Origin of the sequence: Amaricoccus sp. W119, assembly GCF_047275745.1 — a bacterium.
GTDB lineage: Bacteria > Pseudomonadota > Alphaproteobacteria > Rhodobacterales > Rhodobacteraceae > Amaricoccus.
The window spans coordinates 19,643-32,982 of record NZ_JBKQWU010000040.1 but is presented as its reverse complement, the minus strand read 5'-3'; the positions used below and the strand labels follow the sequence as shown (position 1 = coordinate 32,982).

Below are 13,340 nucleotides of genomic sequence, written 5' to 3'. Positions count from 1 at the left end.
TGGGCATGATGTACGAGCTCGACGCGATCGCGGCGACCGTCATCGGCGGCACCTCGCTCGCCGGCGGCCAGGGCCGGATCACCGGCACGGTGATCGGCACGGTGATCCTCGGCACCATGACCTCGGGCTTCACCTTCCTCCGCATCGACGCCTACTACCAGGAGATCGTCAAGGGCCTCATCATCGTCGCCGCCGTCGTCGTCGACGTCCAGCGCCAGAGGAAGCGCACCAAGAAAAGCTGAGCCCCCAAGGGCGAAAGCGGAAGGCCAAAGCAGAGGCCAGCGCCCGGCCATCAGGCCGAGCCACGCAAGACCCGGCCGGTCCCCCAAAGGGCCGGCCAAGCCCCATGCCACAGGCGGCGGGCTTTCGGGGAGATCAAACCTCGCCAGGCGGCCGCGGCGCCGAGATCGGAGCCCCTTCCACATGGCGCGTTTCGTCTCCGGCCTGGCGTTCGGGGCGATCTCGGCGTTGGTCCCCGTGCGCCGGCTCGGCGGTCGCTCCGTCATGCTGCCGCGCTTCGCAGGCGGGGCGCGGCCCGCAGCGCAGGTCGCACCGGGCAATCCCGCCGGCATCCGCCTCTACGGGAGCCGGGGCGGGCTCGGATGGGCAGGACTGGCCGACCGGCCCTGAGCGGCGCGGGCGCGGCCAGGGTTCATGGATACGATCGGGGCCGGAGCCTCCCCCGGAGCACGCCTCTCCCCAGGGCCGATCCGGGGCCGCGACGGACAGATATTGAAAGACTGCCCGCGCGCGCCAATTCCTCCTATGCTGCTGCCGGGGCCGGGCCATCGACCGCCGCCGGCTCTGGCAACGAACGATCCTTTCGGCTCCGCGTCGGGCAAGAAGGACAACAGGGGGAACACGCATGACCCAGGATATCGTCATCCTCGATGGCGCCCGCACAGCGATCGGAACCTTCGGGGGCAGCCTCGCGGCCGTGCCACCCTCCAGGCTCGGCACGCATGTGGCGAAGGCCGCGCTCGAACGCTCGGGCGTCGAGCCCGGCCAGATCGGCCAGGTCTTCTTCGGCCATGTCATCAACACCGAGCCGCGCGACGCCTATGTGAGCCGCGTCGCGGCGCTCGACGCCGGTGTGCCGGAAACCGCGGGCGCGATGAACGTGAACCGGCTCTGCGGGTCGGGGGCGCAGGCGATCGCCTCGGCCTTTCAGTCGCTCGCGCTCGGCGACGCGGATTTCGCCCTCGCCGGCGGCGTCGAGAACATGTCGCGCTCACCCTATGCGCTGACCTCGGCGCGCTGGGGCCAGAAGATGGGCGACACCCAGGTCCTCGACATGATGCTCGGCGCGCTCACCTGTCCGATGGGCAACGGCCATATGGGCGTGACGGCGGAGAACGTGGCGGGCGATCATCAGATCAGCCGCGAGGATCAAGACGCCTTCGCGCTCGAATCGCAGAACCGCGCGGCGGCGGCGATCGCCGAGGGACGGTTCGAGAGCCAGATCGTGCCGATCGAGATCAAGGTGAAGCGCGACACCGTGCTCTGGGGAACCGACGAGCATCCCAAGGCGACCACGGCGGAGGCGCTCGCCAAGCTGCGCCCGGCCTTCGCGAAGGACGGGACGGTGACCGCCGGCAATGCCTCGGGACTCAACGATGGGGCCGCTGCGCTGGTGCTGGCACGCGGCGAGGCGGCGGAGAAGGCGGGTCTGAAGCCGAAGGCCCGGCTGCTCGGCTACGCAGTGGCGGGCGTGCCGCCACGCGTCATGGGGATCGGCCCGATCCCGGCCGTGCGGAAGCTGCTCGAGAAGCTCGACATGACCGCGGACGCCTTCGACGTGATCGAGTCGAACGAGGCCTTCGCGGCGCAGGCGATCGCGGTGAACCGCGAACTCGGGCTCGACACCACGAAGGTCAATCCGAACGGCGGCGCCATCGCCCTCGGCCATCCGGTCGGCGCGACGGGGGCGATCATCACGCTGAAGACGCTCTACGAACTCGAAAGGACCGGCGGGCGCTACGGCCTCGTGACCATGTGCATCGGCGGCGGCCAGGGCATCGCGCTGGCACTGGAGCGCCTCTGACGCCTCCGCCGGGGCTCGGTTCCACTCGACCCCGGCCGAGTTCGCGGCCGGTGCTGTTCTCGCGAGCGGTCCGGATGCACCTCCGGGCCCGTCCCGCGGGTGGCTTCGGGCGCGGTCAGGACGTCGCTCACGGTGCTTTCTCCAGGCTGGGGAGCGCGGCGAGATCGTCGATACGCATCATCTGCTCGTGCAGCGGCTGAGCACCTGACGCCCGGAGCGACCGACCCGGCGCCAGCACCGCCGACTCAACCCAGCGGCTGGAAGATCTCGAAGGCCACGATCGCGGCGACGAGCAGCAGCAGGGTCTCGAACACCACGACCCAGATGTGACCGCTGCCGACCGCCAGCATGGCCTTCAGCGATGTCTTCACGCCGAGCGCCGCGATCGCGGTGACCAGCATCGCGCGTGACACCAGTTCGATCGGACCGGAGATCGCGGCCGGAACGCTGAAGGCGCTGCCCGTGACCGAGAGCGCGATGAAGAGCACCATGAACCAGGGCAGCAGCGGCACCTTCCCGCCGGCGCCCTGGCCGCGCAGCGCGAGGACGATCACCATCAGCACGACCGGCAGGAAGGCGACGCGCAGGAGCTTGACCACGGTCGCGGCGTCGCCGGCGACGTCGGAGATCGAATAGCCGGCGCCGACCACCTGGGCGACGTCGTGGATCGTGGCGCCGATCAGGAAGCCGATCTCGCGATCCTCGAGGCCGAGGGCGCCGAAGATGACCGGATAGGCGATCATGGCGGCGGTCGAGAGGGTGGTGACGGCGACGACCGTGAAGAGAACGTTGCGCTCGGTCTTGTCGTTGTGCGGGATGACCGCCGCGATCGCCAGCGTCGCCGAGGCGCCGCAGATCGCCACGGCACCGCCGGTCATCAAGGCGAAGCGCCACTGCCGCCCGAAGAGCCGTGCCGCGACGAACCCGGCCCCGAGCGTGAGCGCCATCAGCCCGGCCACGATCACCGGCGTGCGCCAGCCGAAGGCGGCGATATCCTGCATGGTGATGCGAATGCCGAGCAGCCCGACGCCGAGGCGCAGCACGAATTTCGAGGCGAACTCCACGCCGATCTTGGCCTTTCCCTCTTCCATCAGGAAGTTGAAAGCCATGCCGATCAGGAGCGCGAAGAGCAGCGCCGGGCCGCCGTAGTGCTCGGAGAGGAACGAGGCGGCGGCCGCGATGGTGACGCAGAGGATCAGCCCGGGGAAGTAGGGCGCCAGGGTCGCCTGCGTCTCGCGGGCGCGGTCGACGATGGTCATGAACCCTCTCTCCACCAATATTCTCCCGGCGAGGACCGGACCTGCCATCCATAGCGCGCCGGCGAAACCGCCGGAACGACCTCTGCGCCGAGGATCAGGATGGCCCCGCCGCGCGCGGCGGGGCCGAAACCGCTCAGGCGGAGCGATAGAGCTTGGTCATCGGTCTGGTTGCCGAAGATCACGTCGTCCGAATAGGGCCTTCCACATCTTGTACAGCGCCGACGTCCTCGTTGATCGCGCGCTTCTGGCAGATGTGCTCGGCGCCGGAAATCTTCGAGGCCTCGCCGAGACATCCGTGTGCCACCATCGCCCGTAATGTTAGTTATGATGCGAACGACGCTCCATCGGTTCAGCGCATCGCACCCGCCAGGGCGCGGTCGAGGTGGAGATAGCCGCCGTCGGGGTGGATCCATTGCCCCGTGGTGTGGCCCGAGCGGTTCGACAGCAGGAAGGCGCAGGTGTCGGCGATCTCGCGCGGTGTGGTCATGCGATTTTCAAGAGGCACGCGGCGGGTGATCTCGGCGAGCGCGGCTTCCGGGTCCGCGAGCGTGTCGAGCCATCGGCGGTAAAGCGGCGTCATCACCTCGGCGACGACGATCGCATTGACCCGCACGCGGTCCGGCAGGAACTCGACCGCCCATTCCCGGGTCAGGCCAAGCTCCGCCGCCTTGGCGGCGACATAGGCCGAGGTGCCGCCCTGGCCGCTCAGCGCGGTCTTCGAACTGATGTTGACGATCGCCCCTTGCGTGGCCCGCAGGTCGTCGGCCAGCAGATGAACCATCGTGTAATAGTGGACGAGGTTCTGGTTCAGGCTCGCCCGGAACGCCTCCGGCCCCTTGTCGAGCCCCACGCTGTCATTGGCGCCGGCGTTGTTCACCAGCCCATGGATCGCCCCGTGCCGGTCCCGCGCCTCGGCCACGGCGGCGCGGCAAGCGTCGTCATCCGCGAGCTCCACCGCGATGAAATCCGCGCCCGTCGCCGCGAGCCAGCCCGCTTCCGGCCGGCGGCGGGCGAGGATGACCGGCCGCGCGCCCTCCTCGGCCAGCACCTCGGTGATCCCCGCGCCGATGCCCGAGCCGCCGCCGGTGACGATGACGACCTTGCCGTCCAGTCCGAGATCCATCAGACGCCTCCCTTCACGCGGGCCCGAAGCGATAGGTTTCGAGGCTCGCGGGCTTCATCTCGATCGAGAAACCGGGCGCTTCAGGCGGCATGTAGGCCGCGGCGCGGATCACGCACGGGTCGAGGAAATGCTCGTGGAGATGATCGACATATTCGATCACGCGACCCTCCTTCGTGCCCGAGATCGCCACGTAGTCGATCATCGACATGTGCTGCACATATTCGCAGAGACCGACGCCACCGGCGTGCGGACAGACCTTCAGCCCGTGTTTCGCCGCCATCAGCATGACCGCCAGCACCTCGTTGAGCCCGCCCATCCGGCAGGCGTCGATCTGCACCACGTCGATGGCGCCGCGCATGATGAACTGCTTGAAGATGATCCGGTTCTGGCACATCTCGCCGGTCGCGACCTCGACCGGGGCGACGGCTTCGCGGATCGCGCGATGGCCCTCGATGTCGTCGGGGCTGGTCGGCTCCTCGATGAACCACGGTTCGGCGAAGCCGAGGCGGCGCACCCAGTCGATGGCCTCGCCGACCTCCCAGACCTGGTTCGCGTCGATCATGAGGCGCACATCGGGCCCCACCGCCTCGCGCGCGATGGTGAGCCGGCGGATGTCGTCCTCGAGATCCCGGCCGACCTTCAGCTTCACATGGCGGAACCCCGCCTCCACCGCCTCGCGGCAGAGCCGCCGGAGCTTGGCATCATCGTAGCCGAGCCAGCCCGCCGAGGTCGTGTAGCAGGGATAGCCCTCGGCGCGAAGCGTCGCGACGCGCCCGGCCTTGCCCTCCGCCTGCTCCGTCAGGAAGCCGAGCGCCCAGTCCGGCGTGATACAGTCGGTCAGGTAGCGGAAATCGACGCAGCGGACGAGTTCCTCCGGGCTCATCTCGGCGACGAGTTGCCAGACGGGCCTGGCTTCGATCTTGGCCCAGAGATCCCAGACCGCGTTGACGACCGCGCCGGTCGCGAGATGGATCGCGCCCTTGTCGGGCCCTATCCAGCGCAGCTGGCTGTCGCTCGTCACATGGCGCCAGAACCGCCCCATGTCCTCGGCGACCCAGGCCATGTCGAGTCCGACCACGAGCGGCCGCAACGCTTCGAGGGCCGCGACGCAGATCTCGTTGCCGCGGCCGATGGTGAAGGTGAGCCCATGTCCTTCGAACGGGCCATCGGTCTCCAGGATCACATAGGCGGCCGAATAATCCGGGTCCGGGTTCATCGCATCCGAACCGTCCAGCTGGCGGCTGGTCGGAAAGCGCACGTCGATCGTTCGGAGACCGATGATCCGGGTCATGCTTTGACGACCCTCTGCCTCTGCTCGCCGAGGTTCTCGATCCCGAGCCGCATCTCCTCGCCTCCCTTCAGGTAGACCGGGGGCTTCATGCCCAGCCCGACGCCCGGCGGGGTGCCGGTCGAGATGACGTCTCCCGACTGGAGCGAGAGGAAACGCGAGAGATAGGCGATGATCTCGGGCACCTTGAAGATCATCGTCGCGGTCGAGCCGTCCTGGTGGCGCTTCCCGTCCACTTCGAGCCAGATCGAGAGATTGTTCACGTCGCCCGCGGAATCCGGCGTCACCAGCCAGGGCCCGGTCGGTCCGAACGTGTCGCAGCCCTTGCCCTTGTCCCAGGTGCCGCCGCGCTCGATCTGCCATTCCCGTTCCGAGACGTCGTTGACGACGCAGTAGCCGGCGACATGGGAGAGCGCGTCCGCTTCCTCGATGTAGCGGCCGGGCTTGCCGATGACGATGCCGAGCTCGACCTCCCAGTCGGTCTTGGTCGCGCCGCGCGGGATCTCGACATCGTCGTTCGGCCCGCAGATCGCCGAGGTCCATTTGTTGAAGACCACCGGTTCGGTCGGGATCGCCATCCCGCTCTCGGCGGCGTGGTCGGCGTAGTTGAGACCGATGCAGATGAACTTGCCGATCCGTCCGACGCAGGGCCCGAGCCGGGGGTCGCCCTCGACCCGCGGCAGGCTCGCGGGATCGAGCGCCGCGATCTGCGCGAGACCCTCGGGCGTGAGCGTCTCGCCCGCGATGTCATCGACCTGGCCCGAGAGGTCACGGATCGCGCCCTCGGCGTCGAGCAGTCCCGGCTTCTCCTGACCCGCGGGTCCATAGCGCAACAGTCTCATGTCAACCTCGATCGTCGTCATCGGGACCCTCTTCGCCCCGGCTGCCACGGTGGGGGGATTTGGCCGTCCTGCCAAGACCTGTCGCGCCGGTCGCCGGCGATCGCGAGCGGATTCGCCGGGTCTCGGCCCCGCGGAGCCCTTCCCGAAACGTTACGGCCCGGCCCGCCAAATGGCAGGCCGGGCCGTCAAACCTTCGGGGAGCGCCGTTACTCGGCCGGATGCGCCCGGGATGCGCGCGCGGCCAGCGCCGCCTCGGCCTCGTGGTCGATCGTGAGCGCTTCCACCTCGCCGGCGTTCGGGTCATCGTAGACCGAAAGGTCCATCTTGGCCTCGCTCTTCGCGACGATGACGGAAACGACCGCGTCGCCGGTGATGTTCACCGCCGTGCGGATCATGTCCATCAGCCGGTCGACGCCGAGAATGATCGCGATGCCCTCGATGGGCAGCCCGACCTGGGTCAGCACCATGGTCAGCATGACGAGCCCGACGCCCGGAACGCCCGCGGTCCCGATCGAGGCCAGAACCGCCATCGCGATCACGGTGAGATAGCCGCCGACGCCGAGATCGATGCCGTAGACATTGGCAAGGAACACGGTGGCGACGCCCTGCATGATCGCGGTGCCGTCCATGTTGATCGTCGCGCCGAAGGGCACGGTGAAGGAAGCGACGGAATTGTCGACACCCATCCGCTCGGTCACCGCGCGCATCGTCACCGGGATCGTCGCATTCGAGCTCGCCGTCGAGAAGGCGAAGATCTGCGCCGGGCGGATCTTGCGCAGGAACTGCACCGGGTTGAGGCCGGAGAACAGCTTCAGGATGATCATCAGCGTGACGAAGAGATGCAGGAACAGCGAGCCGACCAGCGTCACCACATAGGCGAGCACGGGCAGGAACAGCTCGACCCCCTGTTCGGCGAAGGTCTTGGCGATCAGGCAGAAGACGCCGTAGGGCGCGAAATGCATGACGATGCCGACAACCTTCATCATCAGCTCGTTCATGTATTCGCAGGCCTCGACGAATTTCGCCGATTGCTCGCCGAGCATCACGGCGGCGATGCCGACGACGATCACGTAGAAGATGATCTGCAGCATGTCTCCGTTGGTGAAGGCGGCGACCGGGTTGCCGGGCACGATATTGGCGAAGACCTCCCAGACCGAGGGCGCTTCCGCGGCGGTAATGCCGCTCGTGTCGATTCCCTCCATCACGAAGCCCTTGCCGGGCCCGACGACCAGCGCGATGCCGATCGCCACCGCGATCGCGATCGCCGTGGTGAGGATGTAGAGCGCGAAGGACTTGCCGCCGACGCGCCCCAGCGCGCGGACATCGCCGATCCCCATCACCCCGGTCAGCAACGAGAAGATGACCAGCGGGACGACGAGCATTTTCAGCGCGTTCACGAACATCGTGCCGATCATCGCGAAGAGGCCGCCGACAATCTGTTCGTTGACGAAGGTCGAGTCGATCTGGTTGGCAATGAGCCCGACGATGACGCCGAGTACCATGCCCAGCATGATCTTCGTTGTTAGGGAAAGTCTGTTGGTCGTTGTGGCATCGGTGGTCATTCCTGTTCCTTTCCTAGCACATGACGACATCGACATGGGGAAAAGATACACCCACCTTCTACAAATGCGAGCCTTTGTTCGAATAATGGACAGGTCACCGGAACACCTGTTCCAGTCCGGGCGCGGCGCGGCGATGCCTGCTGATCAAGGCATCGCCGCTGGAATCCGACCGGAGTACAGGGCCCATGATCGCCAGACGGTGGCGCGGGGATCGCCCTTACGCCTTGACCTCGATCAGCCGCGGCCCTGTCTCCCGCGGCGAAATGTCACCGGGGATCGACGTCGCTCGCGAATGCGATCACCTCGCACCCGACTCGTTCACCGCCCATTGCAGGCCGAACGGGTCGCGCAGCAGGCCCCAGCGATCACCCCAGAACATCGTTTCGAAGGGCATCAGGACCTCGCAGCCCGCGGCCGTGGCGCGGTCCCACCATGTCTGGCCGTCCCGCACGACGAGCTGCAGGTGGAACCCTTGTGGTTTCTCGGGTTCCTCCCCGGGCGCGCACATGCCCGTCATCATCAGCGCCCCGCCGTTGATCTCGAGCTGGACATGCATGATCTCGCCGCTCTCCTCGTCGGCGAAACGCCCGATCTCGCGGGCACCGAAGGCCCGGACGTAGAACTCCGTCGCCTCGGCCGCCCTGCCGTGCATGGAGACGTAGGGGATCACGCCCAGCATCACCCTCGGGTCGAAATCGGGTGTCGCGGCGCCGGGGCTCTCGGTCATCGTGTCGGTCATGGATCGTCCTCCTTGCCGCGCCCGTGTTCCGGATTGGCGCGGCGGTCTCGGTTCTCCCGCCGGAACAGGACTCGGAGATATCGGGTCAGATGATCGACGCTTCTCCGCGCCGCCTCGGGATCGCCCGTGGCCTTGGCCAGGATGAAGCCGCCCTGAAGCACCGACTGGACGTGGAGCGCCAGGCTCTCCGGGGACTCCTCGTTCCGCCCGGCATTCGCGAGCGCGCGACCGATATCGGCCGCCAGACGCAGCGCGTGGCCCGTGATCCCCGCCTCGCAGGCGGCGCGGATGGCCGGCGAAGTCGCGTAGACCTCCTGCGCCATGGTCCCGAGCAGACAGGTGAATTCCTCGAACGGGCCGTCGATCATATCGCGGCGCAGGGCGACATAGCCGAGAACCCGCTCGGCGGGATCGGCGTGACGGGTCCAGTCCTCCGAGAACAGGGCATCCGCGAGCAGGCCGAAATGCGCGGCCGACGCCACGCCGAGATCTTCCTTGGAGCGGAAATGATGAAAGAAGGCGCCCTTGGTAACCCCCGCGGCCCGGCAGATCTCGTCGACCGAGGTGGCGGCGAAACCCTGACGCCGGATCAGCGTGAGCGCGGCGTCGAGCAGCTTCGTGCGGACGTCTTTCCCTTGTGGGGTACGAGCCTGTTCCATATCAGGACCATACCAACCAGTCGGTATGTATTGCAACAAGAGAATGATCCGCGGGGCCGCGATCAACGAAACCGCCCCCGTGATGGGGGCGGTCGGAGCGGAGACAGATCGTCAGGCGGCGTCAGAACGGGGAGTCGGGGAAATAGAACTCCTCGGCGTTTTCCTTGGTGATCAGCGTGGCATCGAGGATGTAGTCGCCGCGCACCGGCACCTGATCGTAGAGATTGGCGACGGTGAGCTCCATCGCCGTCGCGATCATCGCCGGCGGATAGAGCACATCGACCGGGACCATCGTGTCACCCTCGGCCACGCGCTGGATCATTTCCTTCATCCCGGCGCCGCCGATCACCATCTTGATGTCGGTCCGTCCCGACTGCTCGATCGCCTCGAGCACGCCGACGGCCATGTCGTCGTCCTGGCACCAGACCGCGTCGATCTTCTCGAATTTGGTCAGGTAATCCTGCATCACCTTGAACGCGTCGTCGCGCGACCAGTTGCCGAACTGCCGGTCGAGAACATTGATGCCGGAGCCTTCGATCGCCTCGTCGAAGCCCCGCTGCCGCTCCTCGTCGATCACGATGGGAAGCCCCCGGATCACCACCACGTCGCCGGTCCCGAGATTTTCCTTCAGATATTCGCCCGCGACCCGGCCGAGCTCGGGGTTGTTGCCGGCGACGTAAAGGTCGTGGATCGTCGGGTCCGACAGCGCCCGGTCCACCACGGTGACGAAGATGCCCTCTTCCTTCACGCTGCGGATCGGGTCGGTCAGCTCGTCCGAGTTGTGCGGCAGGGTCACGAGAGCGTCGATGCCCTGGATCACCAGATCCTCGAGCGCGTTCGCCTGCGAGGCGCCGTCGGGCGAGGTCTTGAGCGTGATGCTCAGGCCCGGATGGTTTGCCTCGAGGATCTCCTTCGCCCGTTCGGCGTGATAGACCACGCCGCCGGTCCAGCCGTGATCCGCCGCAGGGATCGAGACGGCGATGGAAACCTCCTTCTCCTCCTGCGCGCTGGCCATCCCCGCGACGAGCGCCGCGGTCGCCAGTCCGAGCAACAATCTCTTCATATCAAATCCTCCCTGGACCTTCTTTCCATGCTTTCTCTCCGGCCCGGGACGGCCCGAAGCCCCGTGTCGGGACGGTCAGCGCCCGCGCGAGAGCGCGCGCTGGACCAGCATCGCGACGATGATGATGGCGCCCTGGACCGCGCCGATCAGGTATTCGCTCACGAGATCGCTCAGCACCATGATGTTGCCGATAAGTTCCAGGATCAGCGCGCCGCAAACCGTGCCCCAGATCCGTCCGACCCCGCCGCGCAGCGCGGTGCCGCCGATCACCACCGCCGTGATCGCCTGCAGTTCCCACATGAGCCCGGTCGTCGCCGTGGCCGAGCCGAGCCGCGGCACATAGACGAGGACGGAGATCGCGACGCAGATCCCGAGGATGACGTAGGTCAGCGTCCTGACGCGGCCGACCGGAATGCCCGAGTAGCGCGCCACTTCCTCATTCGATCCGACCGCGATCACATGCCGCCCGAAGGCGGTCCGGTTGAGCAGGATCGCGCCCGCGACCGCCACCACGAGGATGACGATGACCGGGACCGGGACGCCCCAGACTTCACCGAAATAGACTGGTCGATAGGCGGCGCGGAGGTCGCGCGAGGCGACCGCGATCGAGCCGCCCTCGGCGAGCCAGATCGTCAGCGCGCGGAAGATGCTCATGGTTCCGAGCGTCACGATGAAGGGTTCGAGCCGCCCCATGGTGACGAAGAGCCCGTTGGCGAGCCCGCAGAGCGCCCCGGTGATGAGCGCCATCACCATGGCCGCGGCGATCAGCGCGACATCGCCCCCGACCGGGGCCGCGTTCATGAAGAGGATCATCGTCCCCGCGACGAAAGCCGCCATCGAGCCGACCGAGAGGTCGAGGCCGCCCGCCGAGATCACGAAGGTCATGCCGATCGCGATGATCGCGATGAAGGCGCTCCGCGAGAGCACGTTCAGCATGTTGTCGAGGCTGACGAAGCTCGGATTGAGCGACGCGCCGAAGATCATCAGCACCACGAGCGCGACGAAGGGCGCCACCGCGCGCATATCGACGTCGCGCCAGGAGCGGCGGGCGGGCGGGCGTTCGGTCGAAGTCTCGGTCATGACGCTGTCTCCACCACGAGGGCCGCCTCCTGCTCGGACGCGCCGGTTGCCAGCACGGCGATTTCGGTCTCGGTCAGCCGCGCCCCGGAGACCTCGCCGACGATCCGCCCCTCGCGCATCACCAGGATCCGATCGCAGATGCCGATGAGCTCGGGCATCTCGGAGGAGACGACGATCACCGACCGGCCCGAGTCGGCGAGCGCGGCGATCCATCTGTAGATCTGTTCCTTGGTGCCGATGTCGATGCCGCGGGTCGGCTCGTCGATGATCACGACCCCGGGATCGAGGAGCATCATCTTGGCGAGCAGGAGCTTCTGCTGGTTCCCGCCCGAAAGCTGGCCGGCGTTCAGGCCCCGCGACCGCGCGCGGATGTCGAAATCGGCGATCGCCTTGTCGAGCGCCCCGGCCTCGCGGGTCTTGTCGACGAGCCCGCCGCGCGTGAAATGCGCGAGCGCGGCGAGCGTGAGGTTGACCGTGAGGTTCTGGTCGAGGAGGAGCCCCCGTCCCTTGCGGTCCTCGCTGAGATAGACGACGCCGGCCCGCTGGCTCTCGCGCACGTCATGGAACTTCACCGGCGCGCCCTCGAAGCGGACGGTGCCCCGATGCGGCCGCAATCCGACGACACCTTCCATGAGCTCGGTCCGCCCGGCGCCGACGAGGCCCGCGAAGCCAAGGATCTCCCCCTTCCCGAGCCGGAACCCCGCCCCGGTCACATAGCCGGGCACGTCGAAATTCTCGACCTCGAGCACCGGGCTCGCCGCTTCCGGCCCGGCGCGGTCGGGGTAGAGTTTCGAGACATCCCGCCCGACCATCAGCTCGGCCATCCGCGCGGGCGTGAGACCGGCGGTCGGCTGGGTCGCGACGAGCTTGCCGTCGCGCAGCACCGTCACATGATCGGCGATCGCCTTCACCTCCGGCAGCCGGTGCGAGATATAGAGCACCGCCGCTCCCCTCGCGCGGATCTCGCGGATCACGCCGAGCAGCGCCTCGGTCTCACGCGGGGTGAGCGAGGCGGTCGGCTCGTCGAAGATCACCACCCGCCGCGGCTCCAGGAGCGCGCGGGCGATCTGCACCAGCTGCCGCTGCGCGATCGAGAGACGCCGGACCGGAACGGCGGGGTCGAGCCTTGTGCCAAGCGCCGCGACCGCCTTCGACGCGCCTTCGTTCATGACCCGGTCGTCGACGAAGACCCCGCGGCGGATCTCGCGTCCGAGGTAGATGTTCTGTGCAACGGTCAGGTCGGGCGCGAGCAGGATCTCCTGATGCACGAGGACGATGCCCCGTTCCTCCGCCTCCACGGGACCGGAGAAGGTGACCGGCGCCCCGTCGAGCAGGATCTCGCCGGCCGAAGGCGTCAGATGGCCGGAAAGCAGCTTCATCAGCGTGGACTTGCCCGCGCCGTTCTCGCCGATGATCGCATGCACCTCGCCCGGACGCAGCGCGACACGGATATCGCCGAGCACCTCGACCCCGCCGAAGGATTTCGAGAGCCCGGCCGCTTCCAGCACCGGAGCCGGCGCGCCGTTCCCGCCGCTCATCCGCGCCGCGTCCAGGCCCGGGTCCGAGTTCGCGTCGCCGCCGTGCCGTATGCCTTCGCGAGTTCCCCCTGCGTCGTGGTATCGGCGGCCGCGTCACGCGGTTCGCCGTGCCGCGAAGGTTTCGAGAGCGGCGGTGTTTCCCG

The 13,340-nt window shown here is 67.7% G+C and carries 13 protein-coding genes; 3 read left to right on the top strand and 10 right to left on the bottom strand.

Annotation, left to right across the window (positions count from 1 at the left end; translation table 11 throughout):
- The 3 genes from ACLJK8_RS16470 to ACLJK8_RS16460 all read left to right on the top strand — a co-directional run.
- A partial coding sequence (locus ACLJK8_RS16470; protein WP_413151435.1) for an ABC transporter permease occupies positions 1-242 on the top strand: 242 nt, incomplete at its 5' end.
- Positions 243-423: 181 nt separating this feature from the next.
- Positions 424-630, top strand: a complete 207-nt coding sequence (locus tag ACLJK8_RS16465) for a hypothetical protein (RefSeq protein WP_413151434.1) — start codon at positions 424-426, stop codon at positions 628-630.
- 235 nt (positions 631-865) lie between these two features.
- Positions 866-2,044 (top strand): acetyl-CoA C-acyltransferase family protein, encoded by a 1,179-nt coding sequence (locus ACLJK8_RS16460; RefSeq protein ID WP_413151433.1) that lies wholly within the window; start codon positions 866-868, stop codon positions 2,042-2,044.
- Between the two features lie 245 nt (positions 2,045-2,289).
- Here the strand turns inward: ACLJK8_RS16460 and ACLJK8_RS16455 are convergent, their stop codons facing one another.
- The 10 genes from ACLJK8_RS16455 to ACLJK8_RS16410 form a co-directional block, all read right to left on the bottom strand.
- Positions 2,290-3,303, bottom strand: coding sequence for a YeiH family protein (locus ACLJK8_RS16455; RefSeq protein WP_413151432.1), 1,014 nt, complete (start codon positions 3,301-3,303; stop codon positions 2,290-2,292).
- A gap of 349 nt (positions 3,304-3,652) precedes the next feature.
- On the bottom strand, positions 3,653-4,426 hold the full coding sequence (locus ACLJK8_RS16450; protein ID WP_413151431.1) for an SDR family oxidoreductase: 774 nt from the start codon (positions 4,424-4,426) through the stop codon (positions 3,653-3,655).
- A 13-nt stretch (positions 4,427-4,439) separates the two neighbouring features.
- Positions 4,440-5,717 carry an L-fuconate dehydratase gene (locus tag ACLJK8_RS16445; RefSeq protein ID WP_413151430.1) on the bottom strand — a complete coding sequence of 426 codons (1,278 nt, stop codon included), beginning with the start codon at positions 5,715-5,717 and terminating at the stop codon, positions 4,440-4,442.
- Complete coding sequence (locus ACLJK8_RS16440) at positions 5,714-6,556, bottom strand: fumarylacetoacetate hydrolase family protein (protein WP_413151438.1); 843 nt, start codon at positions 6,554-6,556, stop codon at positions 5,714-5,716. Before ACLJK8_RS16440 ends, ACLJK8_RS16445 begins: the two co-directional genes overlap by 4 nt.
- Positions 6,557-6,762: 206 nt before the next feature.
- Positions 6,763-8,118: a dicarboxylate/amino acid:cation symporter gene (locus ACLJK8_RS16435; RefSeq protein WP_413151429.1), complete on the bottom strand. Its 1,356-nt coding sequence runs from the start codon at positions 8,116-8,118 to the stop codon at positions 6,763-6,765.
- 298 nt (positions 8,119-8,416) lie between these two features.
- On the bottom strand, positions 8,417-8,857 hold the full coding sequence (locus ACLJK8_RS16430) for a VOC family protein (RefSeq protein WP_413151428.1): 441 nt from the start codon (positions 8,855-8,857) through the stop codon (positions 8,417-8,419).
- The gene (locus ACLJK8_RS16425; protein ID WP_413151427.1) at positions 8,854-9,516 is read right to left on the bottom strand and encodes a TetR/AcrR family transcriptional regulator; all 663 of its coding nucleotides are present in this window, start codon (positions 9,514-9,516) and stop codon (positions 8,854-8,856) included. The genes ACLJK8_RS16430 and ACLJK8_RS16425 overlap by 4 nt, the downstream gene beginning before the upstream one ends.
- Before the next feature lie 121 nt (positions 9,517-9,637).
- Positions 9,638-10,579: a substrate-binding domain-containing protein gene (locus tag ACLJK8_RS16420; protein ID WP_413151426.1), complete on the bottom strand. Its 942-nt coding sequence runs from the start codon at positions 10,577-10,579 to the stop codon at positions 9,638-9,640.
- A 75-nt stretch (positions 10,580-10,654) separates the two neighbouring features.
- Entirely contained in the window at positions 10,655-11,659 is a 1,005-nt protein-coding gene (locus ACLJK8_RS16415; protein ID WP_413151425.1) for an ABC transporter permease, read from the bottom strand.
- Positions 11,656-13,197, bottom strand: a complete 1,542-nt coding sequence (locus tag ACLJK8_RS16410; protein ID WP_413151424.1) for a sugar ABC transporter ATP-binding protein — start codon at positions 13,195-13,197, stop codon at positions 11,656-11,658. The genes ACLJK8_RS16415 and ACLJK8_RS16410 overlap by 4 nt, the downstream gene beginning before the upstream one ends.
- Between the last annotated feature and the right edge of the window lie 143 nt (positions 13,198-13,340).